Here is a 25,318-nt window from a genome sequence, read left to right on the forward strand (position 1 = left end):
TTTTGCAATAATTTACAGCTTCTGACGCTTTTCAACCCGGCACGCTGGCCATTACCTGCGCCACCGCCGCCGTCAGCTTCTTGGCATACGGCACATGCAAAAACTCGTTCGGCCCGTGGGCATTGCTCCTGGGGCCAAGCACGCCGCAGACCATCATCTGCGCTTTCGGAAAGCCCTTGCTCAGCATCCCCATCAGCGGAATCGTGCCGCCCTGGCCCATCGTGCCGCAGGGCGCGCCGAAGAAGTTTTGCGACGCCGCATCGAGCGCTTGCTCGAACCATGGCACCGAGCTCGGCGCGTTCCAGCCGGACGCGCCGCCGCCGCCCTGGAAGGTCACTTTAGCCTGGTAGGGCGCGTTGTCTTCAAGCAGCTTTTTGAGTTCCTGCACCGCCGCGCCGGCATCGACCAGTGGCGGAAAGCGCAGCGACAGCTTGAAGGCGGTGTAGGGGCGCAGCACATTGCCGGCATCGCGAAAGGACGGAAAACCTTCGGCGCCGGTCACGCTCAGCGTCGGGCGCCAGGTGCGGTTGAGCAGCGCCTCGACCGGGTCGGTGGTCGTCGGCAGCGCAAAGGCCGTCGAGCCTTCGCAGTCGTAATGCGCCCACGGAAAGCGCTTGTAGATCTCGTCGCCCAGGATTTTCGCCGTGGCCTCGGCCTGTGCCAGCCGGTCGGCCGGCACCTCGCAGTGAAAGCTTTGCGGCAGCAGCCGGCCGGTGGCGCTGTCTTCCAGCCGGTCCAGCACCTGCCGCATGATGCGAAAGCTCGACGGCACGAGGCCGCTGGCGTCACCCGAATGCACGCCTTCGGTCAGCACCTCCACCTTGAGCACGCCGGCCGCGTTGCCGCGCAGGCTGGTGGTCAGCCAGAGCTGGTCGTAGTTGCCGGCGCCCGAGTCCAGGCAAACCACCAGCGCCACCTCGCCGAGCCGGTCCTTAAGCGCATCGACATACGGCAGCAGGTCGTAGGAGCCGCTTTCCTCGCAGGTCTCGATCAGGCCGACGATGCGCGGATGCGCGATGTTTTGCGTTTTTAACGCCTGCACGGCAGCGATGCTGGCATACACCGCATAGCCGTCGTCGGCGCCGCCACGGCCGTACAGCTTGCCGTCTTCGTAGGTGGCTTTCCACGGGCTCAGGTCGTTGCGCCAGCCGGTGAACTCGGGCTGCTTGTCCAGGTGGCCGTACATCAGCACGGTTTGTGTCGAGCCGGTGCGGGTCGCCGGAATTTCAAAGAACAGCACCGGCGTGCGGCCTTCGAGCTTCACCACTTCCAGCACAAGGCCCTCGACCTTCTGCGCCTCCACCCACGTCGCGGCATGGCGCATGACGGTGTCGATATGGCCGTGGCTGGCCCAGTCCGGGTCGAAGGTTGGCGACTTGGCCGGAATGGCGATGTAGTCGGTCAACTGCTTGAGAATGTCGCCGTCCCACTGGGCGGTGACCTGGGACAGCGCCTGGGCGGCGTTGAGGATGTCGGCGGGAATTTCGCGGTGCAGTGGGGCGTTCATGGCGGACTCCGGAGATGAAAAGTGGGGCCTCTGGGCAAGACGGCTACTTTACGCCTGCGGCAATAACCCCGCCCGCGCCTGAACCGGGCCGATCCACCGGCCCTCAGGAAGAGGCGTTGCCTTCTGCAGCATCAATGGCCACATTCTGCGCATACAGCTCATGGAGCTTGGCCTGCAGCAAGGCCTTGTCCGGCAACTGGGTCTGGTAGGCGGCGATCAGCGCCGGGGACAGGCTGCGGCTGAGCGCGTATTCCACGACTTCCTCGTCCTTGCTGGCACACAACAGCACGCCGATGGCCGGCTGCTCATGCGGCTTTTTGACATCGCGGTCCAGCGCTTCGATGTAAAAGCCAAGCTTGCCCAGGTATTCCGGCTCGAACCGCCCGACCTTCAATTCAATCGCCACCAGGCAATTGAGGCCCCGGTGAAAAAACAGCAGGTCCAGCGCAAAGTCTCGACCGCCCACCTGCAGCGGGTATTCGCTGCCGACAAAGCAGAAATCACGGCCCAGCTCGATCAGGAACTGCTTGAGCTGCTGCAGCAAACCCTGATGCAAGTCGGCCTCCTGATGGCCTGGCGGCAGGTCCAGGAACTCGACCAGGTAACTGTCCTTGAAGACGCTCAGGGCGTCGGGATGCATTTGTGACACCAGCGGTGTCACTTTTACCGGACTCAGCACCGTGCGCTCGAACAGCGCGGTCTTGAACTGGCGCTCCAGTTCGCGCTTGCTCCATTTTTCGCGTATCGCCTGGCGCAGGTAAAACTCGCGCTCCTCGGGCCGCTGGCTCTGGTTGAGGATGATGAGGTTGTGCGTCCACGGCAATTGTCTCGGCAGTGCCGAGATTTTCTCGTTGTTCCGGTACGCCTCGTAAAACTGCCGCATCCGGAACAGGTTGCGCGTGGTAAAGCCACGCAGCCCCGGCTGGGTGCGCGCCAGGTGGCCGGCCAATTGCGCGACCACGCCATCGCCCCACTGCGCCTGCTCGATCTTGCGGCTGATGGTCTGGCCGACCTGCCAGTACAAATCAATCAGCGTGGTATTGACGGCCTTCACCGCGCGCTGCCGGGCGGCAGCGATGAGTGCGGCGACTTCCTCGAAATCGGCCTGGGCAGCCAGCGCCGGCTGAAGGGTTGATGACATGGCCGTCAGACCTGCGAAGCCGCCGGATCATCCGCCATCGGCTCGCCCAGCCGCACCGCCCGCCCCGGCGCCCAGTCGGTATTGAAGCGCAGCGGGCCTTTGGGAAACAGCATGACGACGGTGGAGCCGAGCAAAAAACGGCCCATTTCCTCGCCCTGCCTGAGCACGACTTCGGGCTGGCCGGACGCCGGGTAGCGCCATTCGCGCACCACCTTGCCGCGCGGCGGATTGACCACGCCATGCCAGACGGTGGCCATGCTGCCGACAATCGTCGCGCCGACCAGCACCAGCACGAAAGGCCCGCGCGCCGACTCGAACACGCAGACGACGCGTTCGTTGCGCGCGAACAGCCCCGGCACGCCGCGCGCCGTCACCGGGTTGACCGAAAACAGGTCGCCAGGCACGTAAATCATGCGGCTCAAGCGCCCGCCCGCCGGCATGTGGATGCGGTGGTAGTCCTTCGGGCTCAGGTAGATCGTGGCGAAATGGCCGTTGTCGTACTGCGCGGCCAGCGCCTTGTCGCCACCAACCATCGCCGTGGTGGAATAGTGGTGCCCCTTGGCCTGTAAAAGCTGGTCATGCGCAATGGCGCCAAACTGGCTGATCGCGCCATCGACCGGGCAGACCAGCGCCGCTTTTGCCAGCGGGCGCGCGCCTGGCTTGAGGGCGCGGGTGAAAAAGTCGTTGAAGGTCAGGTAGCTGCTGATGTCAGAATTGAGCGCCTCGTCCATGTTCACCCGGTACTTGGCGACAAAGCGGCGGATGATTTCGGTGGTCACCCAGCCGCGTTCGCGCGACGCAACAAAGCCGGCAAAGCGGGTAAGCGCCTGTTTGGGCAACAGGTATTGGGGCAAAACGGCAAGACGGTCGGACACAGGCGCTGACGGAAGTGAAGGGAAGAATCATTCTATCGAGCCTCGCCGCATCGCCGTGCGGGTGTTTGTCCTGAAGGCCGCCGCCTTCAATGCGTCGGGTAGCCAGCCTCGGTCAGCGCATTGGCGACGGTCTGCCGCTCCTGTGCCGTCTCGACCGTGACTTTTTTGGCTGGCAGGTCGATGCTGATCATGGCGTCGGCATCGAGTTGCTGAAGGGCCTTGGTAATGACGCCGGCGCAGTGGCCGCAGCTCATGTCGGGAACATTGAATTCCATGGTGTTTCCTTGGGAAGTAAAAGTTGAAAAGAACCGGGGGCGCTGTCTTTCGCGCCTTGGCGGGAATGACGCCAGGCAATGTAATGCTTTGCCGGATTCCCAAGGCGAAGTCTGAACCTTCCCATGGTGGCAAAGTCAACGGGTTGTGTACAAATCCTGAAATCCGTCAGGATGAATGTCAATCAGCGCTTGACCCTGCCATCATGGCAAGGTTCAGACTCGCCCCATCGTTGCATCTTCAGGAGACACGCATGAGCGTCAGCCACACCCTTCCAGCCCCGCTGGCCCCCGCATCCGCCTTGAAAGAATGGCGCTTCCCCGTCGAAGGCATGACCTGCGGCTCGTGCGTGGCCCGGGTCGAAAAAGCCCTGGCCGCCACGCCAGGCGTCGAGGAGGCCAGCGTCAATTTCGCCACCGAGCAGGCCAGCGTCAAGGCAGGCCGCGAAGTCACCCTGGACATGCTGAAAGCGGCTGTGGAAAAAGCCGGTTACGCCGTGGGCAGCACCGCAGGCAGCGCCGTGGGTGAGACGTCGCTGCGGCTGAAGATTGGCGACATGACCTGCGCGTCCTGCGTCGCGCGCGTGGAAAAGGCCTTGAAGCAGGTGCCGGGCGTGCTGTCGGCCGAAGTCAACCTGGCGACGGAGACCGCCGAAATCACCCTGGCGAGTGACGCGGCCGCCCTGCCCCGGCTCATTGCGGCGGTGGAAAAGGCCGGCTACCGGGCAGAAGCGATTCCCGATGTCGCTACCGGCGCCAGCCCGTCAACACCGTCCGGCGCGCCTTGGTGGCCGATTGCCGTCGCCGCCGCGTTATCGGCGCCACTGGCGTTGCCCATGGTCGGCATGCTGTTTGGCAAGGAATGGATGCTCGATGGCTGGATTCAGTGGCTGCTCGCCACGCCAGTGCAGTTCTGGCTCGGTGCGCGTTTTTACAAGGCCGGCTGGAAGGCCGTTCGCGCCGGCGCCGGCAACATGGACTTGCTGGTGGCGGTCGGCACATCGGCGGCCTACGGGTTGAGCGTGTATCTGCTGCTGCGCCACGGCGAACACGGCATGCCGCATCTTTACTTCGAGGCGTCGGCTGTTGTCATCACACTGGTGCTGCTGGGCAAATGGCTGGAAGCGCGGGCCAAGCGCCAGACCACCGAAGCCATCCGGGCGCTCAATGCGCTGCGGCCAGAAACCGCACGGCTTCGGCGTGATGGCGTGGACAGGGATGTGCCCATTGGCGAAGTGCAGGTCGGAGACCAAGTGGTCGTGCGGCCGGGTGAACGCATCGCGGTCGATGGCGAAATTCTGGAAGGCGCGACCGAAGTCGATGAATCGCTGATCACCGGCGAAAGCCTGCCGGTCAGCAAACAGGCTGGTGACCATGTCACGGGCGGCGCGGTCAATGCCGAAGGGCTGATCCTCGTGCGCACCACGGCGGTTGGGGCCGAATCGACGCTGGCGCGCATCGTGCGCATGGTCGAGTCGGCGCAGGCCAAAAAAGCACCGATCCAGCGGCTGGTCGATCAGGTCAGCGCGGTGTTTGTGCCGGTGGTCATCGGACTGGCTCTGGTCACGCTGCTGGGCTGGGGGCTGGCGGGCTCGGGAGAAGGCCACTGGGAAACCGCCATCCTGAACGCGGTCGCCGTGCTGGTGATTGCCTGCCCCTGCGCGTTGGGGCTGGCCACGCCGACCGCCATCATGGCCGGCACCGGCGTGGCGGCGCGGCACGGCATCCTGATCAAGGACGCCGAAGCGCTGGAAGTGGCGCACCAGGTGAAAATCGTCGCTTTCGACAAGACCGGCACGCTGACCGAGGGCAAGCCCGAACTGGTCGCACTGGAACCCGCCGGGATTTCACGCGATGCGGCCCTTGGCTGGACCGCCGCCATTCAGGCGGGCAGCGAGCATCCGCTGGCGAAAGCGGTCACGCAACTCGCCGTGAAGGAAGAACTCGGCGTGCCGGCGGCGTCCCAGGTCCGTGCAGTGGCCGGGCGCGGCATGTCGGCCGTGGTCGAGGGCCATGAACTGCGGCTGGGCAGCCCGCGCTTCATGCAGGAACTGGGCGTGGACCTTGGCGCCTTCGCAGTGCGCGCGCAGGCACTGGAGGCCGAAGGCCGCACCGTGTCTTATCTGGCCGATGTGACCAGTGCGCCGCAACTGCTGGCGCTGCTGGCCTTTGGCGACACGGTCAAGGCCAGCGCCGCCACGGCCGTCACCAGCCTGCATGCGCTTGGCATCCGGACCGCGCTGGTCACTGGCGACAACCAGGGCAGCGCCGAGGCGGTGGCCAGGCAGCTCGGCATCGACATCGTGCATTTCCAGGTCCTGCCTGAAAACAAGGCGGCCATCATCGGCCAGCTCAAGGCGCAATTGAAGGACGGCGGCCGGGTGGCGATGGTCGGCGACGGCATCAACGACGCGCCCGCGCTGGCGTCAGCCGATGTCGGCATTGCCATGTCCACCGGCACCGACGTGGCCATGCAGGCCGCCGGCATCACGCTGATGCGCGGCGACCCGGCGCTGGTGGCCGACGCCATCGATATCTCGCGCCGTACTTACGCCAAGATCCGGCAAAACCTGTTCTGGGCGTTTTTCTACAACGCGGTCGGCATTCCGCTGGCGGCGTTTGGAATGCTCAGCCCGGTGATTGCCGGCGCGGCCATGGCCTTCAGCAGTTTCAGCGTGGTGATGAACGCGCTGCTGCTGCGCCGCTGGAAAGGAAGTTCGAAATGACCGCAGCTGTGATGGGCAATGGCCCCTTCAACATCGGCCAGGCCGCCAGCCAGTCGGGCGTGTCGGCCAAGATGGTCCGGCATTACGAGTCGCTGGGCCTGCTGCCCGCCGTGCACCGCACCGACGCGGGCTACCGGCAGTATGGCGACAAGCAAATCCATACCCTGCGTTTCATCCGCCGCGCACGAACACTCGGCTTCAGCATGCTGGAGATTGCCGAGTTGCTCAAGCTGTGGCAGAACCAGGGCCGCGCCAGCGCCGACGTGAAACGCATCGCCCAGGCGCATGTGGCCGACCTGGAGCGGCGCATTGCCGAGATGGAAGCGATGCGGCAAACGCTGGCCCAACTGGCGCGTTGCTGCGCGGGGAACGACCGGCCCGATTGCCCGATATTGAAAGAGCTGGCGCGGTAACCACACCTGTTTTGGCGATGTGTTTCACACGCTTTTCCCAATCGTGGCGCCTGCATTTTCGGTTTGTTGATTCAAGACCCGAGAACCGGCCCGCCGCCTGCATGACTTGACCCAGCGCAATAGATACCGGCCTGAAAAGTTCAATAATGGCGGGTGGTGCCAGGGTCAAGGAGCATGGGTTTTGCGGTCCCGTGGCGCGACATCTCAAGATCACGGACCGAGGCATGAAACACCCCACCCAAGCAGACTGGAACCCGGCAAGCGATGAAGTCCTGCGCGACCAGCGCGCCGCTTTTGACGCCCTGCGCGAGCGCTGCCCGGTGGCGCACAGCGATTTTCTGGGCTGGTCAGTGTTCCGCCACGCGGACGTGGTGCGCGCGCTGCACGACCCCGCCACCTTCAGCAGCGTCGTGTCCAGCCATGTATCGGTGCCCAACGGCATGGACCCGCCCGAGCACACGGCCTACCGCCGACTGATCGAGCCTTACTTCGCGCCCGGGCGCATGGCGGCGTTCGCGCCGGCCTGCCGCCAGATTGCCGCTTTACAGGTCGCATCCTTGCTTGCGCCGGACGAGGTCGAACTGATGGACGCGCTGGCGCATCCCTTTGCCGTGCGGGTGCAATGTGAATTTCTTGGCTGGCCAGCGCCCATGCACGAGGCACTGCGCCTGTGGACGCGCAAGAACCACCAGGCCACGCTGGCTGGCGACCGTGTTGCCATGGCCAGCATCGCGCGCGAGTTCGAAGGCTATGTGGACGATTTGCTTCGCAGCCGGCATACGCCGGGCCAGCACCCCGAACACGACATTGCCGCCAGCCTGCTGGTGCAGGAGGTCAACGGGCGGCCGCTGCGTGACGACGAGATTGCCAGCATCCTGCGCAACTGGACTGTCGGCGAGGTCGGCACCATTGCGGCGTCCATCGGCATCCTGGCGCATTACCTGGCCGAACATACCGAGCTGCAGCACCGCCTGCGCGCCCAGCCCTCGCTGCTGCCTGCGGCCATTGACGAAATCCTGCGGATGCACGGCCCGCTGGTCGCCAATCGGCGCATGGCCACCCGACCGGTGGAATTGGGCGGACGTCAGATCGACGCCGGCGAACGTGTGTCGCTGAACTGGATCGCCGCCAACCGCGACCCGGCGGTCTTCAGCAATCCCGACGAATTCAGCCTGGACCGCGATCCGGCCGCCAACCTGCTTTATGGCGCCGGAATTCACGTCTGCCCGGGTGCGCCACTGGCCCGCATGGAGTTGATCGTGGTCATGGAGGAGTTGCTGGGCCAGACGGAAATGATCAGCCTGCCCGCCAGCAAGCCTCCCACGCTGGCGGTCTATCCGGCCAGCGGTTTTGACCGCCTGCCGCTGCAAGTCCGGTAAGCCAACGGCAGCGATGATCGCCAGCCACTTACTATTTATTTTGTAGCAGCTAGTAGCCGTCTTCATTGGACTATCGGCGACTTTTACTCACAACTTTCGTCTTCAGCCGGCAGACTGGTTCGCCGGATCGTCGGCACCCGGCGCAGTTTTGCACTCCCAGAAAATCCGGGCACTGCAATGCCGGCAGATGTCCGGGTCAAGCTTGCCGAAGATATGGGAAATGGCGGTGAACTTGTCCGGAAACTGGTGCCCCGGCCCCAGCACGTCGGTGAAGCCGGTCTTGCGCCACATGCGGATCACTTCGGGGCGCGGGCGGTGAAAGTACAGGTTGCCGCCCATCGCCCGGCGCGCGGCGAGTTCGGCCTCCCACAGTTCGGCGCCGGCCAGATCGATGAAGTTCATGCTCTTGGCCATCACCAGCAGGTGCTTTTGCGGATTGGGCTGGCTGCGCAGCGCGTGCAGGATGTCGGCGACATGCTGGGTCGCGCCAAAATACACCTCGCCTTCCATGCGCAGCAGCTTGAGTTGCGGACATTCCGGCAGGAATGTCGCCCCCACGCTTGCCACTTCGTGTGCTGCGCTGCCCCCCGAGGGGGCCGCTGCGCCTGCAGCCCGGCAAAGCCGGTTCTGCGGCCCTGACTGGAATGGCGCTGCCCTGGCCTCTTCGGAGGCTTGAGGAGCATCGTCAACCACCACAAACTGGCGGTCCAGCCCCCGGCCGTCAAAGCCCATGCTGCGCATCGCCGGCCGCGAGGTGCGGTACAGAAACGACATCAGCGACAACAGCATACCCAGCAAAATGGCCATTTCCAGCCGGATCGTGACGGTGGCCACCATCGTGGCCAGCGCCACGCCAAAATCGGTGTGACTCAAGCTGAACAGCTGGCGCCAGCGCGCAAAGTCCAGCAGGCTCAGCGCCACCAGCAGCAGCAGCGCCGACAGCGCAGCCATGGGAATCTGCGCCAGCAGTTGCGAGCTGATCGCCACCAGCCCCAACAGCAGCAGCGCCGAGAACACCGACGCCAGCGGCGTTCGGGCACCGGCTTGCAGATTAGGCATGGAGCGGTTCATCGAGCCGCAGGACACATAGCTGGAGAAAAACCCGCCGATGATGTTCGACAGCCCCTGCCCCCTGAATTCGCGGTTGGCATCGATGCGCTGGCCCGAGTGCATCGCCACGGTCTTGGCAATCGAAATCGCCTGGCCCAGCGCCACGATGGTCAGCGCAAACGCCAGGCCGACCAGCTCCGACGCCTGCGCCCAGCTGATGTGCGGCAGCTCGAAACGCGGCCACGGCGTGGCGATTTGCCCGATGAGCCGCAGTGACGAAGCCGGCGTTGTGCTGCTCCCCAGAAAGCGGCTCCAGACCCAGGCCAGCGCTGTCGCCACCACCAGCCCGATCAGCATGTAGGGCCAGTTGCGGCGATAACGGCGCAGCCCCAGCGCGACGGCCAGCGTGATGGCGGCCACAGCCAGTGCGGCCGGTTTGGCCGCAGGCAATTGCGTGAACACATGCGCCAGTACCGCGCCCGCACCGTGTTTGGGCGCGGCGCCCAAGCCCAGAAAATCGGGCAAGGCATGCACGGCAATCAGCAATGCCGCCCCCGAGGTGAAGCCGAACAGCACGGCCGGCGAAATGAAATTGGCCAGCATGCCCAGCCGCAGCGCGCCAATCAGCCATTGCAGCACGCCGACCATCACGGTCACGGCCAGCGCCAGCTGGATGTAGGCGGGGCTGAAAGCCAGGGCCAGCGGCGACAGCATGGCAAACAGCGCCAGCGAATTGGCATTGGTCGGCCCCGACATGACATGCCAGCTGGAGCCGAACAGCGCGGCAATGATGCACGGAACCACCGCCGTGTACAGCCCGTATTCGGGCGGCAGCCCGGCCAGCGTGGCAAAGGCAATGCCTTGCGGCAGGACCAGCACCGCGCCCAGCAGGCCAGCCATGGCATCGGCGCGCAGTGTGGCCGGCGTGACCCAGCGGATCCAGCTGCCGAACAGCCGCTCCAGCAGTCGGCTTGCAAGGCGGTGCGCCGAAGCAGCGCGGGTACTTTCAGGGGAGGCGTGCATGGGCCTGAGCATACCGCTGGCTGAGGGTGCCGGCAGCGCGCGGCAGGCCCGACATCGGTGCGGGAGCGATCAGGCCCAACCAGCCAGCCGCAGCGCCAGGCCGGCAACCGCCGAAGCGGCAATCACAGAAATCACGCCCCACTTGAGCCGCCACAAGGCCAGCGCCGCCAGCATGACCAGTGTGAGCGCCACTCCGTCGGGTTTTGCATCAAAAAGCACGCTTGCGCTTTCCGGATAAGCGACAGCAGCTATGAAAAACAGAGCAAGATTGGCAATCACACCGACCACGGCCGCCGTCACGGCCGCCAGCGGTGCGGTCAGCCTGAGGTTGCCGCGCGTCGATTCCACCCACGGCCCACCCGCCAGGATAAAGATGAAGGACGGCAAAAAGGTGAACCAGGTCGCCACGCAGGCCGCCAGCGCGGCGCCCAGGAACAGCGCATCGTGCCCCAGCACCTGCTGGCCCCAGCCGCCCAGAAAGCCGACAAACGCCACCACCATGATGAGCGGGCCAGGCGTGGTTTCGCCCAGCGCCAGGCCGTCCATCATCTGCGCGGTGCTAAGCCACTGGTAATGCTCGACCGTCATCTGATTCACGTAAGGCAGCACGGCGTAGGCCCCGCCAAACGTCAGCAGCGCCGCCTTGGTGAAAAACCAGCCGATTTGCGTCAGCGTGCCGCTCCAGCCATAGGCCAGGAACAGCGCCGCCATCGGCAGCAGCCAGAGCGCAGCGCCCACGGCCAGAACGGCGGCCAGCCGCGACGAGTTGAACAGGGCGTGCGCTGGCGTGGGCGTGTCGTCGTCGATCAGGGCCGGGTTGTGCGTGACGGAGGTCGCCGACGAATGCTTGCCACCGCGCACCAGCGTACCCGGCGCAAAACGCGCCAGCAGCGCGCCCGCCAGCAACGCACTCAGCACCACCACTGGAAAAGGCAGCTTCAAAACCGCTACCGCTATGAAACTAATAGCTGCTATAGCCCACGGAACGGGCGCATGCAGCGGATTTCCCAATGATTTACGGGCAATGCGGTGCAAGGCATGCAACACAATCGCCGCCACGGCCGGCTTGATGCCGTAGAAGATGCCCGCCACCAGCGGCAGCTGACCAAAGGCCATGTAGATCCAGCTCAGAAAAATCAGCAGTACCAGAGAGGGCAGCGCGAAGAGCGAGCCGGCCACCACGCCTCCCCGGGTTTTGTGCATCAGCCAGCCGAGATAGGTGGCCAGCTGCTGCGCCTCGGGGCCGGGCAACAGCATGCAGAAATTGAGCGCATGCAAAAAGCGTTTTTCCGACACCCAGCGGCGCTTTTCCACCAGCTCGCGGTGCATGATGGCAATCTGCCCGGCCGGCCCGCCAAAGCTGATGAAGCCGAGCTGCAGCCAGAATTTGAAGGCCTCGCGCAAGGAAATGCGGGCGGGCGCGTCAGAAGCTGAAGACGAAATGCCCATGGTCCGTGACTTCGCGCTCAGCCTGCTGCGCCCTCAAGCCCGCTGCAGCTTGAACACCGCTCGGCTGGCGCGGGCGTTCGGCCACAAACGGATTTCCTGGCCGTCCTCCAAACCGAACGAATCGAGAATCTGCAACTGGTTTTGTCGGGCCAGCGCGGCGAAATCCCGCAGCGTTCCGACGCGGATATTGGGCGTGTCGTACCACTGGTAGGGCAGCACCCTGGTCACCGGCATGCGGCCGCGCAACACGGCCAGCCGGTTGGGCCAGTGGCCGAAATTGGGGAAGGCGACGACGCCGATGCGGCCGACGCGCGCTGTTTCGCGCAGCATGACTTCGGCATTGCGCAAATGCTGCAGCGTGTCGATCTGCAGCACCACGTCGAACGAAGCGTCGCCGAACAGCGCCAGGCCGTCTTCGAGGTTGAACTGGATCACATTGACGCCGCACGCCACGCAGGCCTGCACGTTGGCGTCATCAATCTCGACGCCGTAGCCCGAGCAGCCGCGCTCCCGGATCAGGTAGTCGAGCAGCGCGCCATTGCCGCAGCCCAGATCGAGCACGCGGGAACCCTTGGGTACCAGCCGGGCAATCGACAACTGATCCGGCGACGGCTGGCCATGGGGTTGGGTGGTTCCGCTCATATCGTCACCTTGCTCTTAAAATAAGAGCGTACTACGCCCATGTAGCGTGCGTCATCGAGCAAAAAGGCATCATGGCCGTGCGGCGCGTCGATCTCGGCGTAGCTCACATCAATCTGGTTGTCGAGCAGGGCCTTGACGATTTCCCGGCTGCGCGCCGGTGAAAAGCGCCAGTCGGTGGTGAAGCTCACCAGCAAAAATTTGGCACGGGCCTGCGCCAGCGCGCGACTCAAATCGCCGCCAAATTCGCCGGCCGGGTCGAAATAGTCCAGCGCCCGGGTGATCAGCAAATAGGTATTGGCGTCGAAGTATTCGGCGAACTTGTCGCCCTGATAGCGCAGGTAGCTTTCGATCTGGAACTCGACGTCCTGGGTGGTGTAGCGGTAGGGCGCAACGTTGGCCAGGGCAGCACCCATTCCGTCCAAGCCAGGGCCGCGGATCCGGCTTTGCCGGTCCGCAGGCGCAGCGGCCCCCTCGGGGGGCAGCGAACCACGCGCAGCGGGGAGCGTGGGGGCTACCACCTGGCGACCGAACTTCTCGTTCATCACGTCGTCACTCAGGTAGGTGATGTGGCCGATCATGCGGGCGATGCGCAGCCCACGTTTGGGCAGCACGCCGTGCCGGTAAAAGTGGCCGCCATGAAAGTCGGGGTCGGTCACGATGGCGCGGCGCGCGACTTCGTTGAAAGCGATGTTTTCAGCCGTCAGGTTGGGTGCGCTGGCCACCACCACCGCATGGCGTACACGCTCCGGGTATTGCAGCGTCCAGGCCAATGCCTGCATGCCGCCGAGGCTGCCGCCCATGACGGCGGCCAGCGTCTGGATGCCCAGCGCATCAAGCAGCCGGGCCTGGGCGTTGACCCAGTCCTGCACCGTGACGACCGGGAAATCGGCGCCATACACCTCGCCCGTGTCCGGGTTGGTCTGCATCGGCCCGGTGGAGCCGAAGCACGAACCCAGATTGTTCACGCCGATGACAAAAAACCGGTTCGTGTCCAGCGGTTTGGCCGGCCCGATCATGGTGTCCCACCAGCCCTCGGACTTGTCCTTGACCTGACCCGCTTCGTCCAGATAAACGCCCGCCACATGGTGCGAGGCGTTGAGCGCATGGCAGATCAACACCGCGTTCGACTTGTCGGCATTGAGCTGACCGTAGGTTTCATAACTCAGGTCATACGCGCGAATCGACGCACCGCTGCGCAAGGGCAAGACCTCGGCAAAATGCATCGATTCCGGCTTGGCGACAAGGACGGGGGCAGTAGGCACTGTTGATGAATCCACTATAGAAAAACGATGGAGCAAAAAAAACCCGGCATCGCTGAAAGCGAGTCCGGGTTCGTGCAGAGTCGTCTTTAGCGGTACTTTTTACGCGCCCGCAAGCTGAGCAAATCGGCGCATTGTCAGTATAGCAAGCTACACAGTCACGACCAGTGCCATCAGGCCCAGCACGGCAAAGACGAGTGCCGAAACGATATGCACCACGCGCAACGGGATCAGATGCATGAATTTGCTGCCGAGCCAGACCACCGGTGCATTGGCCAGCATCATGCCCAGCGTAGTGCCGGCCACCACCCATAAATAGGCGTCGTAACGAGCAGCCAGCATCACGGTGGCGATTTGCGTCTTGTCGCCCATTTCAGCCAGGAAAAAAACAAAGACCGTGGTGCCGAACACGCCGAAGCGGGGCGGCTTCTTGTCAAGGTCGCCCTCATCGAGTTGGTCCGGGATCAGCATCCACACCGCCATCGCGATGAAGGAGACGCCCAGTATCCAGCGCAGGGTTTGCGCTCCCAGGAAGGTGGTCACCCACGCGCCCAATGCGCCGGCCATGGCATGGTTGGCAATCGTGGCCACCAGGATGCCCAGAACGATGGGCCAGGGTTTTCTGAATTTTGCCGCCAGCACCAGCGCGAGAAGCTGGGTTTTGTCGCCCATTTCAGCGAGGCCGACGATACCGGTCGAGACGAGGAAAGCTTCCATGAAATAAACCGCTCAGACCGGTGCAAAAAAACCAATGACTGCACGACGTCCCCGGCCCGAGCTTTTAAAAGTTCTGGAGGCTGTGCAGTCAAAGGTCTCGCCAGGCTAAATGCTGTTTGCGCCATGTTGGCCTTGTTGCAAGGCCAGACAAGTCTGTTGACGCAAACCCCTCTCAATAAAGAAGGGCGGCTACTCCCCAATGACAGCGGGCATTATATAGATGCCTTTTTGAATGCCCGTGGCATGACCGCCATCGGTGCTTGGTGGCATCGCACCACGAACAGTCATTTTTTTGGCGCGTTTATTGCTTTATTTTGGTGCAATTTTCTGCATCCGCCAGAAAACGCACCAAACAATCACATATCACTCACGAAAGCGCTTTATGGAAGCACTAAAACAGGGCACAGATGCCTTGTTCATCTTGTTGGGCGGCATCATGGTCCTGGCGATGCATGCCGGTTTTGCATTTCTGGAACTTGGCACGGTGCGTAAAAAGAACCAGGTCAATGCGCTGGTCAAAATCCTGGTGGATTTTTCAGTCTCCACCGTGGTTTATTTTGCCGTTGGCTATGGCGTGGCGTATGGCACCCATTTTTTTGTGGGCGCCGAAGAATTGGCGGCGAAAAACGGCTATGAACTGGTCAGGTTCTTCTTTTTACTGACGTTCGCGGCGGCCATTCCGGCGATCATTTCAGGCGGCATTGCCGAGCGAGCACGCTTTTATCCCCAATTGATTGCAACAGCCGTCATTGTCGGATTTGTTTATCCGTTTTTTGAAGGCATTGCCTGGAACCATCACTTTGGCGTGCAGGCCTGGATTCAATCGGTCACCGGTGCCGAATTTCATGATTTTGCCGGCTCGATCGTGGTTCACGCCATGGGCGGCTGGCTGGCGCTTCCGGCCGTCCTGTTGCTCGGTGCCCGCAGCAATCGTTATCGCAAGGATGGCGCGGTGTCGGCACATCCCCCGTCGAGCATTCCTTTTCTGGCGCTGGGCGCATGGATTTTGATCGTCGGCTGGTTCGGTTTTAACGTGATGAGTGCACAAACGCTAGACAAGATATCCGGCCTGGTCGCGGTGAACTCACTGATGGCCATGGTCGGCGGCACATTGGCTGCGCTGGCTTTTGGCAAGAACGACCCGGGTTTTGTGCACAACGGCCCATTGGCAGGACTGGTGGCGGTGTGCGCAGGCTCTGACGTGATGCATCCGCTGGGCGCGCTGGTGGTGGGCGCTGTCGCTGGCGCTGTCTTTGTCGTGATGTTCACGCTGACGCAGAACAAATGGAAGATTGACGATGTGCTCGGCGTCTGGCCGCTGCACGGCGTATGCGGCACCTGGGGCGGACTGGCCGCCGGGATTTTTGGCAGCAAGGCTTTGGGCGGTTTGGGCGGCGTCAGCTTTGCCGCGCAAGTGATCGGAACAACCCTGGGCGTCACATGGGCGGTGCTGATGAGCTGCGTGGTGTATGGGACGCTCAAGTTGACGCTGGGGCTGCGCCTGACGCAGGAAGAAGAGTTTGAAGGGGCCGACCGTTCGATTCACCGCATTGGTGCAACGCCTGAGCATGAGGTCAATTGGTAACTTTATGAAAACAGTGCAATCACAAGCAATTCAGGCGTTTTGTTTTGTTAAGAACAGCGGTTAATTCAAAACAACTTTGACGCCAAATTAATCCTCAGAAACTCAGTGTTACTACCTACCAAATCTTGGTGACAGGGGATTTCAACGGAAATTTCGCTGTTGTCCCGTAGATGAAGTGAAGCATAATATCCGGGTACAAATTTGAAGTTTGTACTTGTTAGGTGATCGGTCAGTTTCGCGCGCTACAGCGGTACATTGAAGGTTTGTTGTGCTTTCGGGACCCCATCGCTTTTATTTATGTGTTTTAGAGGAGTCCCTTCATGGGCAACAAACTATACGTCGGCAACCTGCCTTACTCGGTGCGTGACGAAGACCTGCAACAATCCTTTGGTCAATTTGGCGCAGTCACCAGCGCCAAAGTCATGATGGAACGCGACACCGGTCGCTCCAAGGGCTTTGGCTTTGTCGAAATGGCCAGCGATGCTGAAGCACAAGCAGCCATCAACGGCATGAACGGTCAGCCTCTGGGCGGCCGCAGCGTTGTGGTGAACGAAGCCCGTCCAATGGAGGCACGTCCTCCTCGCACCGGCGGCTTCGGCGGCGGTGGCGGCGGCTACGGTGGTGGCGCTGGCGGCGGCGGTGGTGGCGGCGGATACGGCGGCGGCGGTGGTGGCCGTTCTTCCGGCGGCGGCAGCGACGGTGGTTTCCGTAGCCCGTACGGCGGCGGCGGTGCTGGCGGCGGACGTTCCGGCGGCGGCGGCGGTGGTGGACGCGGCGGCTACTAAACTCTGCGCTATTTCCCGACAGGCCAACGGGCCTGCCAAAACAGCTTCTTCAGTCTATGACTGAAGATTGCTTGAAACGGCTTCAAGACTTCGGTTTTGAAGCCGTTTTGCATTTCAGCTCGCACATCGCCATGACAAGCAAAAACCCGGGTGGTTCTGCCCGTGCTGGAAAGCTGGATGCGATTCGTCGATTTTCCTCACCATCCGACGCCAAATACAGAGCCTGTGTTTAAAGCCGGCAATTCCAGAGTTCGAACTTTGACGCCATCAGGTCTGCCTGAGGGCTGTGCGAGAAATTCTTGCACGCTACAGACAGCAGCCTGTGCTTCATCGGGGCTTGGAAACAGGGGCAAGGGTGCGGTTTGCTGAATTCGGCATCAAGACCCCGCGAACGCGGCCGGTGAGAACGGCCACCTGGTCCAGGTTGTTGTAGCTAAAAACATTGCCGGTGAACTGGTCAGCACCCCGGATCAGGACTACAGGCAAATGCGACTGGACGCGCTCTTCATTCAAAAAAGCATGAAGAAATTCACCGCGAAATTCCAGCCTGGGTGCTTCCTTTCCTTGTGCATCACGACTTGCTTCGCGCACGACCCGTGCATTGCCAGTCAATTGAACCTCGGAGCCGTCGCCATTTGAATAAGCCCGATTAGCAGTGGATGTGGTGAGTTGGCTGTTGATATTGATGCTGTGGATACGTGCCTGGTCAATTTCCAGAATGTCAGTGTCGGCAAAATGCCGGGCCTCTGTTCCCGCAATTTCACTTTTGAGTTTGCCGTCCTCGGCAAAGGTCTTGATGGTGAAATTCTGCATGAAATAATCAATTTCATGCCCCACTTCCCTGGCGGCCTCCGGGGCGCTGAAAATTGGCGTGTTGCGCACCAGCCAATAGGTTCCCAAGGCCAGCGCCCCCATCATGAGAAGCGGCATGTACATGGCTGTCCGGTCCCAGAGTGATAAAAACCGTCGCCATGCACTTTTCCTCGGCGTCAAGACATTGCCGAGGTTTGTGCGGCTTTCCAAGCTTTCCGTCATGCCAGGTACTCGCGCAGCAGCCCGGCATAGTGGCCACCGGCAACCAGCAGCAAATCACAAAATTCGCGGGCGGCCCCGTGGCCTCCCCGGGCCTGTGTGATGTGGTGGGCGCGTGACCTGACTTCCAGCTGGGCATTGGCAGGCGCGCAACTCAATGCCGCGCGGCTCATGACCGGCAGATCCGGCCAGTCGTCGCCCATCGCAGCAGCTGCATTCCAGTCCAGACCAAGGGCATTCAGGGTCTGCTCGGCGGCCGGGCGCTTGTCTTCGGTTCCGAAGTGACAATGCTTGATTCCCAGCGCCCGCAGGCGCCCACGCAGCACGGCACTGTCCCGGCCCGTGATGACAACTGGCGTGATGCCGGCTTTTTGCAGCAGCTTGAGTCCGTGGCCGTCCAGTGTGTTGAAGCGTTTGATGATTTCGCCAGACGACCTGAACCCTTCCACCTCGCGGGCGTGTTCATGCCCGTCCGGATACTCCGAAAAATACAACCCGCCATCGGTCAGGACACCATCCACATCGAAAAACGCAACCTTGACGCCTTGGGCCTTCAGCAGAAGTTCCGGTGAAAAATTCAGGAACGGATCCGACGTGGCAATACCAGAGACCGGCATATCAGATGACCTTTGCACGCATCAGGTCGTTGCTGCTCAGAGCGCCACAAAGCCTTCCTGTTTCATCGACCACCAGCACACTGTTGATGCGGTGCTGTTCCATCAGCGCCACGGCTTCCACCGCAAGTGCGCTTTTGCTTACAGTACGCGGATCGACATGCATCACGTCAGCAGCAATGAGACTTCGCAAGTCCGCGCCCTTTTCGACCAGCCGGCGCAAGTCGCCATCTGTAAAAATTCCCAGGACCTGATGGCGGCTGTCCACGACAGCCGCAGCGCCCAATCCCTTGGCGCTCATCTCGCGCATGAGTTCGGTAAACGAGGTTTCGGCAAGGACCTGGGGAACAGCGCTGCCGCTGCGCATCACGTCGCTCACATGGGTCAGCAACTTGCGGCCCAGCGCACCGCCAGGGTGTGAGCGGGCAAAATCTTCTTCCCGAAAGCCGCGCGCATCGAGCAGCGCCACGGCCAGCGCATCGCCCATGGCGAGCTGCGCCGTGGTGCTGGCTGTAGGCGCGAGATTCAACGGGCAGGCTTCCCTGGCAACGCTTGTGTCGAGCGTGATAAGGGCCTGTCTTGCCAGCGTGGATTCCCGGCCGCCAGTCATGGCAACAAGCGCCACGCCCAAGCGGCCCAATACGGGAAGAATCGCGACCAGTTCTTCGCTTTCGCCGCTGTTGGAAATGGCCAGTACCACGTCGCTGGCCTGGATCATCCCAAGATCGCCATGGCTGGCTTCGGCCGGATGTACAAACAAGGCGGCTGTACCAGTGGACGCCAGCGTGGCAGCAATCTTTCGCCCGATATGACCGCTTTTTCCCATGCCCATGACGACCACGCGGCCAGGGCAGGCCCCCATCAACCCAACCGCCTGAACAAACTCATCTCCAATCCGGCTGGCCAGGTCCAGCACGGCAGCGGCTTCAATTTCGAACGTTTTCCTGGCCAGGTTCAAAACCTGTCCGGTATCAATAGTCGCAGCATCAAAATTCATGGCTGCATTCTATCGATGCCTGTACCGACAGCCATGCCAAAAGGCCCCTCAGACGGACCAGCCACGCAATATCCTTCAGCTACCATCAGCCAATGAGTGCGCTTGAACTGACCCTTTTGTACCTGCTGGCCGCCGTGCTGGGGGTGGTCATTTGCCGCTCGTTCAAATTGCCGCCCATGTTGGGCTACCTGGCTGTCGGCGTGGTGATTGGTCCGCATGCGCTGGCCTTGTCGCAGAACTCCGAAGGCGTGCGCCATCTGGGTGAATTCGGCGTTGTGTTTCTGATGTTCGTGATCGGGCTGGAATTCAACCTGCCCAAATTGAGATCAATGCGTCGCCATGTGTTTGGCCTCGGCCTGCTTCAGGTGGCGCTCACGATGCTGCTGGTCACCCTGGGCTCCGTATTTTTGGCGGTCTTGGCGCCAACGCTCTGGACCATGCAGTGGCAAACCGCGTTGTCGCTATCGGGCGCCATGGCCATGAGCAGCACCGCCATCGTGGTCAAACTACTGGCCGAGCGACTGGAAATGGCGTCCGAGCATGGCAAGCGGGTGATGGGCGTCCTGCTTTTCCAGGATTTGGCCGTGGTACCGCTACTGGTGCTGATTCCTGCACTCGGTTCACCTGCCGACGAACTGTTCATGAGCCTGGGCATTGCCGCGTTGAAGGCTGCGGTACTGCTGGGCCTGCTGCTGACGGGCGGGCAACACCTCATGCGCTGGTGGCTCACGATCGTGGCGCGGCGCAAGAGTGAAGAGTTGTTCGTACTCAATCTGCTCCTGGTGACGCTGGCGCTGGCATGGCTGACCGAACTCGCTGGACTGAGCCTGGCACTGGGCGCCTTTATCGCAGGCATGCTGATTTCCGAAACCCAGTACAAGCACCAGGTCGAAACCGACATCCGGCCTTTTCACGATGTATTGCTGGGCCTTTTTTTCATCAGCGTGGGCATGATGCTGGACTGGCACCAGGTCGTTGACCATTGGGCATTGGTGCTGATGCTGTTGACGCTGCCAGTCGTGTTCAAGCTCATCCTGGTCACGGTGCTGGCGCGTGTTCTGGGTGCCACCGACGGCGTATCGCTTCGTACCGGCCTGTACCTGGCACAAGCCGGTGAGTTTGGTTTTGTCTTGCTGTCGCTGGCACAAGGCAGCAAGCTCATTCCGCCTGCCTTGATGAATCCCGTCCTGGCCAGCATGGTGCTGTCGATGCTTGCCACGCCCTTCATCATCCTCTACGCCAACCGCATCGTGATGAAGCTGGTGTCAAGCGAATGGCTGCAGCAGTCGCTTCAGATGACCACGATTGCCAGCAAATCCATGAGCGCCAACAAGCACGTGATCATTTGCGGCTACGGGCGTTGCGGCCAGAACCTGGGCCGCATGCTGGAACGCGAAGGAATTCCGTATATTGCGCTGGATCTGGACCCTGACCGGGTGCGGCAAGCGGCCGCCGCAGGCAGTTCGGTGGTGTTTGGCGATGCGGTTCGTTTGCAGGCGTTGATCGCGGCCGGGCTGGTGCGGGCCAGCGCCGTGGTGGTGACCTATCTGGACACGGCCAGCGCATTGAAAGTGCTGGCCAACGCACGCACGCATGCGCCCACGGTGCCGATCATTGTGCGCACCGTGGATGACCGCGACCTGGAAAAACTCAAGGCAGGCGGTGCAACGGAAGTCGTTCCGGAGGCAATTGAAGGCAGCCTGATGCTGGCCAGCCATGCGCTGGCGCTGGTGGGCGTGCCCATGCGCCGCGTGATCCGCGTGGTGCAGGACCAGCGCGACGAACGCTACAACCTGCTGCGTGGTTATTTTCGCGGTGCTGACGACGACACGGCGGACGAGTTGGAGCAGGAACGTCTTTCCACGGTGACCCTGGTTCCAGGTCTCAGTTCGGTTGGCCAGACACTCGGCGACATGGCACTGCAGATGGTCGATGTGCGCGTTGTCAGCCTGAGGCGAAACAACGGAAAAACGCTCAAGCCGCTTGACAACATCAGCCTGGAGGGTGGCGACACCCTTGTCCTTTCCGGTAAACCGGAAGCGCTGGCACTGGCAGAACAGAAACTTTTGGACGGCTAGCGATTCACATCGGCATGAACAGAAGACAATTTACCGGCACCTTTCTGGCCGTTCCCTGGCTGGCGCATGCGCAACCCGATGCGCTGGGGGCGCGATTGCGCGCTGGCGCCTGCGTGGTGCTTTTGCGCCATGCGCAAACCGATCCAGGCATTGGCGACCCTCCAGGCTTTCGACTGGACCGGTGCAGCACCCAGCGCAATCTCAGCACTGAAGGACGCGCCCAAGCCGGACGTATCGGGCAATGGTTCAAATCGCGTGGTCTGGAACCCAGAGTGGTCCAGTCCAGTGCCTGGTGCCGCTGCAAGGACACCGCTGAACTGGCGTTTGGCCGTCACAAGGTGTGGCCGGCGCTCAATTCATTTTTTGTTGAATCGCGCACCAGAGATGCCCAGACAGCGCAGTTGCGCGCTGCATTGAAAAACATGCCCTCAGGCACGTTTGAAGTGTGGGTCACGCACCAGGTCAACATGACCGCACTCACCGGGGAAGGCATGGCGATGGGTGAAGCGCTTGTGCTTGACCTCACGGGTACTGTCGTTGGCCGAAGTATTTTTGCTTAAGATTTCAGCGCCCTGCAGACCGTCCATTGCGCCACGGACATTTTCCGCACAACTGTCTTCACATGCCGCCTGACTGATTTCTTTCCGGTGGGCTTTTCGTTAGGAATAGGCACCGACGCCAGAATCGCCTACCTATTGCCTGCTCATCACAAATCGCCATACTGGGTCGTGCTGAGCGCCGCGTATGAAACCGAAGGTGTGGCTTCGGTGTCATCAAAATCCCGCAAATGGTTTGAAGAGCGGAGGCCGCTTCTGGATGACAACTTTTTTACAGATGGAAGCGGTGAGCCGTCTGCCGTCGCGTCAAGCATGGCATTCTGGAAAGTTTCAACCTTTTCTGCCTGAACGGGGTACCGGGTCGGCAGTTTTTGGTTGACAGCTTGGCCTGGCATTGCGGTTTCGGCATGGGTGGGAAATGGGGGCACCTTGTTCACCGCAGCCGTCTCGTTGAGCCGCCAGTAGACCGCAGAAACGGTGATCTGGTGAGCTGTCAGCGCCCGCTGAATAATCTGGGTTTCCATTTGAGCCGGACGAAGAACCGCATCGCTGGTGATACTGGACAGGTCAATCATCGCGAGGTAGCTGCTGCCCAGCCGGTCAAGTGAAAGAACCTTGAACTTATAACTGGCGGACAAGATTGCGGAGCGGGTCATGACTTCGCGAATCGCCTCGTACACCGCTTCCCGGCTTGCCTGAATTTTTAATTCGGTTTGACGTCCATGCCCGGCCTCGTTGGGCGCAGCTTTCTGGAGGTTTGAGAACGACGGCTTTTCGCGTTTTGACAACTGCGGTTTGCTGACATGGGACTTGGCAAAAAACCAGCGTGAAAAAAACATGGAGTTCAGCTTCAGGTGGGAAAAAGCGCCGAAACCAGGCGACTGGGTGCTGACCAAATCAACGCCTGCCGAACAATGCATTGACGTTAAATTTGTATCAACTGATGCGCACTTTTTACCATGTTTTAACCACACAAAATATTTTCATAAAAAACCTGGTGCGTGTTTTATGTCGTTTCGTTTCCAAATCAATCCGAGCTTAGGAGCGAAGCCGGAGAACAGTCTGCAACGACCAAGGCGAAGCAACGACATATCGTATTGATTTCGAAGTGGAATCAGGTTACCGCGGCCCGCTTGGGAGGAATACACAGGCGTTTGGCCATGACTGATCCCATTGCCAAAGTCAGTTCAAGCGCAATGGAACTGTGATGACGGGCCAGTTCCTTGAAACGCAGCGGGGTAAGACACCACATCCTGCACGGACTCGATGCATAGACTGTCGCCCTGCGCGGCTGGTTTGAAAAAAATGAACCTTCGCCCAGCACGGTGCCTGCGCCGACCAGAGCCGTGTGGACTTTTGCATTTTCGTCCTCGCAATGGGCACTCAAGGCGCCGCTTTCAATGAAATAGAGCGTGGCGTCCCGAGCACCCTGCTCCATCAGGACCTGCCCCTTGTTCAGGGGAAAAGGATGCATGAACGAGGCCAGCGTCGTCCAGTGTGGCAAGCTGAGCTGACAGCGCAAAGCGTCGCTCGCCTCACAGTTCTGGATGACTTGGACCAGGGTCTGGACATCAAAACGGATAGCGCCGGGAAGTTGTGCGTTCATGGTGTTGCAAAGATACATTTGCCCCCATGTCCCATGTGTTAATTAAACTTCCACTTACTTTTGATACGTTAAAATTTTTATTTTTTGAAAAAAAACAGGGTAGAAACAGAAAAAGACGTTCTTGGCATCCTTTGTTTTTCAAAAAATTTTCGTTATTTTCCAATGCAGAATTTGGAAAAAATTTCGCCCAGCAAATCGTCGGCAGTGAATGCGCCCGTGATCGAACTCAGATGCAACTGGGCCTGTCGCAAATCTTCGGCCAGCAGGTCGAGTGCGGGCACCACGGTGGCCAACTGTTCCTGGGCGGTCATCAACTGCAGGCGTACCTTGCGCAATGCGCTGACATGACGTTCACGCGCCATGAAAACCCCTTCAGGCACAGCCTGCCAGCCCACGACCTTCAGCAACTGTGATCGCAGGGTCTGAAGGCCCACCCCGGTCTTGGCAGAAATCAAAACGCCGCCGTTCACCTGACGCAAGACTTCCGGGCTGGCCATGTCGGATTTGTTCCACACATCAATAATTGGTGTATTTTTTGGAAGTTTTATAGCCAATGCGCTTTCCAGGCGGACTTCTTCAGCTACGTAATCAATAGCACCGTCAATGCTTTCACCGCTATTTTTCCGAGTCAGGTCGTGCAGGAACAACACGGCATCGGCACTTTCGATTTCGGTCCATGCCCGCTGAATGCCGATTTTTTCAACTTCATCGAGCGCCTCGCGCAAGCCGGCCGTGTCCACCACGTGCAGCGGCACGCCTTCGATCTGGATCAATTGAGACACCTTGTCGCGAGTGGTGCCGGCTACCGGGGTGACGATGGCCAGTTCAACCCCAGCCAGCGCATTGAGCAGCGAACTTTTTCCAACATTAGGCTGTCCGGCAATCACGACCTTGATGCCTTCGCGCAAAATCGCGCCTTGGGTGGCGCGCTGCATGACGCTGTCCAACGTCTCCAGGAGGCGCATCAACTGGCCGTGTGCGTCGGCCTGCTGCAGGAAATCAATGTCTTCCTCAGGAAAATCGAGCGTAGCTTCAACCAACATACGCAAATGGATCAGCTGCTGCAGCAACAAATCGATAGCCTGAGAGAATTCGCCTGACATCGAGCGCGCTGCGGACCGTGCGGCTGTTTCGGTGCTTGCATCAATCAGATCGGCAATGGCTTCGGCTTGAGCCAGGTCAATCTTGTCATTGAGAAAAGCCCGCTCGGAGAATTCGCCAGGCTCGGCCACACGCAACGCCTCCAACAGCGGCTGACCAGTCACCGGATCGGTCGCAGCTGCTGCTTCAAGGCACTGCGCCAGCAACAACTGCAGGACGACCGGGCCACCATGCGCCTGCAGTTCGAGCACGTCTTCACCGGTAAAAGAATGCGGTGCAGGGAAAAAAATCGCCAGGCCCTTGTCAATGACCTGCCCACCTGCATCCCGGAAAGCCAGGTACGTTGCCTGGCGTGGAGAAAGTGTGCGGCCACACAGTGCCTGAACCACCGGAGCAATGCGCTGGCCTGAAATACGGATAATTCCGACGGCGCCGCGACCCGGCGCGGTGGCAATCGCAACAATGGGATGGTGATGGCGGGCCAGCATGACGCCTCAATGGTAAAGGGCC

At 61.1% G+C, this 25,318-nt stretch carries 22 protein-coding genes and 1 riboswitch; of the genes, 7 read left to right on the plus strand and 15 right to left on the minus strand.

Annotated elements, in window-relative coordinates:
* Positions 1-31: 31 nt before the first annotated feature.
* The 4 genes from GZ092_RS11055 to GZ092_RS11070 form a co-directional block, all read right to left on the minus strand.
* Entirely contained in the window at positions 32-1,507 is a 1,476-nt protein-coding gene (locus GZ092_RS11055) for a M20 family metallopeptidase (RefSeq protein WP_293636441.1), read from the minus strand.
* Between the two features lie 103 nt (positions 1,508-1,610).
* Positions 1,611-2,648, minus strand: coding sequence for a PDDEXK nuclease domain-containing protein (locus tag GZ092_RS11060; protein ID WP_293636442.1), 1,038 nt, complete (start codon positions 2,646-2,648; stop codon positions 1,611-1,613).
* Between the two features lie 5 nt (positions 2,649-2,653).
* Positions 2,654-3,523, minus strand: coding sequence for an archaetidylserine decarboxylase (gene asd / locus GZ092_RS11065; RefSeq protein ID WP_293636443.1), 870 nt, complete (start codon positions 3,521-3,523; stop codon positions 2,654-2,656).
* Positions 3,524-3,609: 86 nt separating this feature from the next.
* A complete protein-coding gene (locus GZ092_RS11070; RefSeq protein ID WP_293636444.1) occupies positions 3,610-3,798 on the minus strand; it encodes a heavy-metal-associated domain-containing protein in 189 nt (62 codons plus the stop codon).
* Between the two features lie 251 nt (positions 3,799-4,049).
* Here GZ092_RS11070 and GZ092_RS11075 point away from each other — a divergent pair, with 251 nt between their 5' ends.
* The 3 genes from GZ092_RS11075 (at position 4,050) to GZ092_RS11085 (ending at position 8,313) form a co-directional block, all read left to right on the plus strand.
* Entirely contained in the window at positions 4,050-6,521 is a 2,472-nt protein-coding gene (locus tag GZ092_RS11075; RefSeq protein ID WP_293636445.1) for a heavy metal translocating P-type ATPase, read from the plus strand.
* Positions 6,518-6,934 (plus strand): Cu(I)-responsive transcriptional regulator, encoded by a 417-nt coding sequence (cueR, locus tag GZ092_RS11080; RefSeq protein WP_293636446.1) that lies wholly within the window; start codon positions 6,518-6,520, stop codon positions 6,932-6,934. Before GZ092_RS11075 ends, cueR begins: the two co-directional genes overlap by 4 nt.
* Before the next feature lie 224 nt (positions 6,935-7,158).
* Positions 7,159-8,313: a cytochrome P450 gene (locus GZ092_RS11085; protein ID WP_293636447.1), complete on the plus strand. Its 1,155-nt coding sequence runs from the start codon at positions 7,159-7,161 to the stop codon at positions 8,311-8,313.
* Positions 8,314-8,415: 102 nt separating this feature from the next.
* Here GZ092_RS11085 and GZ092_RS11090 read toward each other — a convergent pair whose 3' ends face one another.
* The 5 genes from GZ092_RS11090 to GZ092_RS11110 all read right to left on the minus strand — a co-directional run bounded on the left by GZ092_RS11090 (position 8,416) and on the right by GZ092_RS11110 (position 14,453).
* Positions 8,416-10,386 carry a SulP family inorganic anion transporter gene (locus GZ092_RS11090; protein WP_293636448.1) on the minus strand — a complete coding sequence of 657 codons (1,971 nt, stop codon included), beginning with the start codon at positions 10,384-10,386 and terminating at the stop codon, positions 8,416-8,418.
* A gap of 69 nt (positions 10,387-10,455) precedes the next feature.
* On the minus strand, positions 10,456-11,835 hold the full coding sequence (gene chrA, locus GZ092_RS11095) for a chromate efflux transporter (protein ID WP_293636449.1): 1,380 nt from the start codon (positions 11,833-11,835) through the stop codon (positions 10,456-10,458).
* 33 nt (positions 11,836-11,868) lie between these two features.
* Entirely contained in the window at positions 11,869-12,477 is a 609-nt protein-coding gene (gene metW / locus GZ092_RS11100; protein WP_293636450.1) for a methionine biosynthesis protein MetW, read from the minus strand.
* Positions 12,474-13,739, minus strand: a complete 1,266-nt coding sequence (locus GZ092_RS11105) for a homoserine O-acetyltransferase (RefSeq protein WP_293636451.1) — start codon at positions 13,737-13,739, stop codon at positions 12,474-12,476. Before GZ092_RS11105 ends, metW begins: the two co-directional genes overlap by 4 nt.
* Positions 13,740-13,886: 147 nt before the next feature.
* The gene (locus GZ092_RS11110) at positions 13,887-14,453 is read right to left on the minus strand and encodes a TMEM165/GDT1 family protein (RefSeq protein WP_293636452.1); all 567 of its coding nucleotides are present in this window, start codon (positions 14,451-14,453) and stop codon (positions 13,887-13,889) included.
* Positions 14,454-14,512: 59 nt separating this feature from the next.
* Positions 14,513-14,663, minus strand: a riboswitch (yybP-ykoY riboswitch).
* 172 nt (positions 14,664-14,835) lie between these two features.
* Here GZ092_RS11110 and GZ092_RS11115 point away from each other — a divergent pair.
* On the plus strand, positions 14,836-16,038 hold the full coding sequence (locus GZ092_RS11115; protein WP_293636453.1) for an ammonium transporter: 1,203 nt from the start codon (positions 14,836-14,838) through the stop codon (positions 16,036-16,038).
* 320 nt (positions 16,039-16,358) lie between these two features.
* Positions 16,359-16,823 carry an RNA-binding protein gene (locus tag GZ092_RS11120; protein WP_293636454.1) on the plus strand — a complete coding sequence of 155 codons (465 nt, stop codon included), beginning with the start codon at positions 16,359-16,361 and terminating at the stop codon, positions 16,821-16,823.
* 327 nt (positions 16,824-17,150) lie between these two features.
* Here GZ092_RS11120 and lptC read toward each other — a convergent pair whose 3' ends face one another.
* The 3 genes from lptC to GZ092_RS11135 all read right to left on the minus strand — a co-directional run bounded on the left by lptC (position 17,151) and on the right by GZ092_RS11135 (position 19,466).
* Positions 17,151-17,759, minus strand: a complete 609-nt coding sequence (gene lptC, locus GZ092_RS11125; RefSeq protein ID WP_293636455.1) for an LPS export ABC transporter periplasmic protein LptC — start codon at positions 17,757-17,759, stop codon at positions 17,151-17,153.
* 95 nt (positions 17,760-17,854) lie between these two features.
* A complete protein-coding gene (locus tag GZ092_RS11130) occupies positions 17,855-18,472 on the minus strand; it encodes an HAD hydrolase family protein (RefSeq protein ID WP_293636456.1) in 618 nt (205 codons plus the stop codon).
* Between the two features lies 1 nt (position 18,473).
* Positions 18,474-19,466 carry a KpsF/GutQ family sugar-phosphate isomerase gene (locus GZ092_RS11135; protein ID WP_293636457.1) on the minus strand — a complete coding sequence of 331 codons (993 nt, stop codon included), beginning with the start codon at positions 19,464-19,466 and terminating at the stop codon, positions 18,474-18,476.
* Positions 19,467-19,558: 92 nt separating this feature from the next.
* On the opposite strand from GZ092_RS11135, the gene GZ092_RS11140 reads away from it, so the two are divergent.
* Positions 19,559-21,544, plus strand: coding sequence for a monovalent cation:proton antiporter family protein (locus GZ092_RS11140; protein WP_293636458.1), 1,986 nt, complete (start codon positions 19,559-19,561; stop codon positions 21,542-21,544).
* Positions 21,545-21,558: 14 nt separating this feature from the next.
* On the plus strand, positions 21,559-22,104 hold the full coding sequence (locus GZ092_RS11145; protein WP_293636459.1) for a histidine phosphatase family protein: 546 nt from the start codon (positions 21,559-21,561) through the stop codon (positions 22,102-22,104).
* A 146-nt stretch (positions 22,105-22,250) separates the two neighbouring features.
* Here GZ092_RS11145 and GZ092_RS11150 read toward each other — a convergent pair whose 3' ends face one another.
* The 3 genes from GZ092_RS11150 to mnmE all read right to left on the minus strand — a co-directional run bounded on the left by GZ092_RS11150 (position 22,251) and on the right by mnmE (position 25,296).
* A complete protein-coding gene (locus GZ092_RS11150) occupies positions 22,251-23,075 on the minus strand; it encodes a hypothetical protein (RefSeq protein ID WP_293636460.1) in 825 nt (274 codons plus the stop codon).
* 140 nt (positions 23,076-23,215) lie between these two features.
* On the minus strand, positions 23,216-23,707 hold the full coding sequence (locus GZ092_RS11155) for a cyclic nucleotide-binding domain-containing protein (protein ID WP_293636461.1): 492 nt from the start codon (positions 23,705-23,707) through the stop codon (positions 23,216-23,218).
* Positions 23,708-23,859: 152 nt separating this feature from the next.
* A complete protein-coding gene (gene mnmE, locus GZ092_RS11160; RefSeq protein ID WP_293636462.1) occupies positions 23,860-25,296 on the minus strand; it encodes a tRNA uridine-5-carboxymethylaminomethyl(34) synthesis GTPase MnmE in 1,437 nt (478 codons plus the stop codon).
* Between the last annotated feature and the right edge of the window lie 22 nt (positions 25,297-25,318).

It is taken from the genome of Polaromonas sp. (assembly GCF_010365105.1).
Classification (GTDB): Bacteria; Pseudomonadota; Gammaproteobacteria; order Burkholderiales; family Burkholderiaceae_C; genus Polaromonas.

Bases quoted from the DNA above. Each gene is read 5' to 3' on its own strand.
- GZ092_RS11055 (WP_293636441.1), bottom strand. From the start codon at position 1,507: ATGAACGCCCCACTGCACCGCGAAATTCCCGCCGACATCCTCAACGCC.
- GZ092_RS11060 (WP_293636442.1), bottom strand. From the start codon at position 2,648: ATGTCATCAACCCTTCAGCCGGCGCTGGCTGCCCAGGCCGATTTCGAG.
- GZ092_RS11070 (WP_293636444.1), bottom strand. From the start codon at position 3,798: ATGGAATTCAATGTTCCCGACATGAGCTGCGGCCACTGCGCCGGCGTC.
- GZ092_RS11075 (WP_293636445.1), top strand. From the start codon at position 4,050: ATGAGCGTCAGCCACACCCTTCCAGCCCCGCTGGCCCCCGCATCCGCC.
- cueR (WP_293636446.1), top strand. From the start codon at position 6,518: ATGACCGCAGCTGTGATGGGCAATGGCCCCTTCAACATCGGCCAGGCC.
- GZ092_RS11085 (WP_293636447.1), top strand. From the start codon at position 7,159: ATGAAACACCCCACCCAAGCAGACTGGAACCCGGCAAGCGATGAAGTC.
- GZ092_RS11090 (WP_293636448.1), bottom strand. From the start codon at position 10,386: ATGCACGCCTCCCCTGAAAGTACCCGCGCTGCTTCGGCGCACCGCCTT.
- chrA (WP_293636449.1), bottom strand. From the start codon at position 11,835: ATGGGCATTTCGTCTTCAGCTTCTGACGCGCCCGCCCGCATTTCCTTG.
- metW (WP_293636450.1), bottom strand. From the start codon at position 12,477: ATGAGCGGAACCACCCAACCCCATGGCCAGCCGTCGCCGGATCAGTTG.
- GZ092_RS11110 (WP_293636452.1), bottom strand. From the start codon at position 14,453: ATGGAAGCTTTCCTCGTCTCGACCGGTATCGTCGGCCTCGCTGAAATG.
- GZ092_RS11115 (WP_293636453.1), top strand. From the start codon at position 14,836: ATGGAAGCACTAAAACAGGGCACAGATGCCTTGTTCATCTTGTTGGGC.
- GZ092_RS11120 (WP_293636454.1), top strand. From the start codon at position 16,359: ATGGGCAACAAACTATACGTCGGCAACCTGCCTTACTCGGTGCGTGAC.
- lptC (WP_293636455.1), bottom strand. From the start codon at position 17,759: ATGTACATGCCGCTTCTCATGATGGGGGCGCTGGCCTTGGGAACCTAT.
- GZ092_RS11130 (WP_293636456.1), bottom strand. From the start codon at position 18,472: ATGCCGGTCTCTGGTATTGCCACGTCGGATCCGTTCCTGAATTTTTCA.
- GZ092_RS11135 (WP_293636457.1), bottom strand. From the start codon at position 19,466: ATGAATTTTGATGCTGCGACTATTGATACCGGACAGGTTTTGAACCTG.
- GZ092_RS11140 (WP_293636458.1), top strand. From the start codon at position 19,559: ATGAGTGCGCTTGAACTGACCCTTTTGTACCTGCTGGCCGCCGTGCTG.
- GZ092_RS11145 (WP_293636459.1), top strand. From the start codon at position 21,559: ATGAACAGAAGACAATTTACCGGCACCTTTCTGGCCGTTCCCTGGCTG.
- GZ092_RS11155 (WP_293636461.1), bottom strand. From the start codon at position 23,707: ATGAACGCACAACTTCCCGGCGCTATCCGTTTTGATGTCCAGACCCTG.
- mnmE (WP_293636462.1), bottom strand. From the start codon at position 25,296: ATGCTGGCCCGCCATCACCATCCCATTGTTGCGATTGCCACCGCGCCG.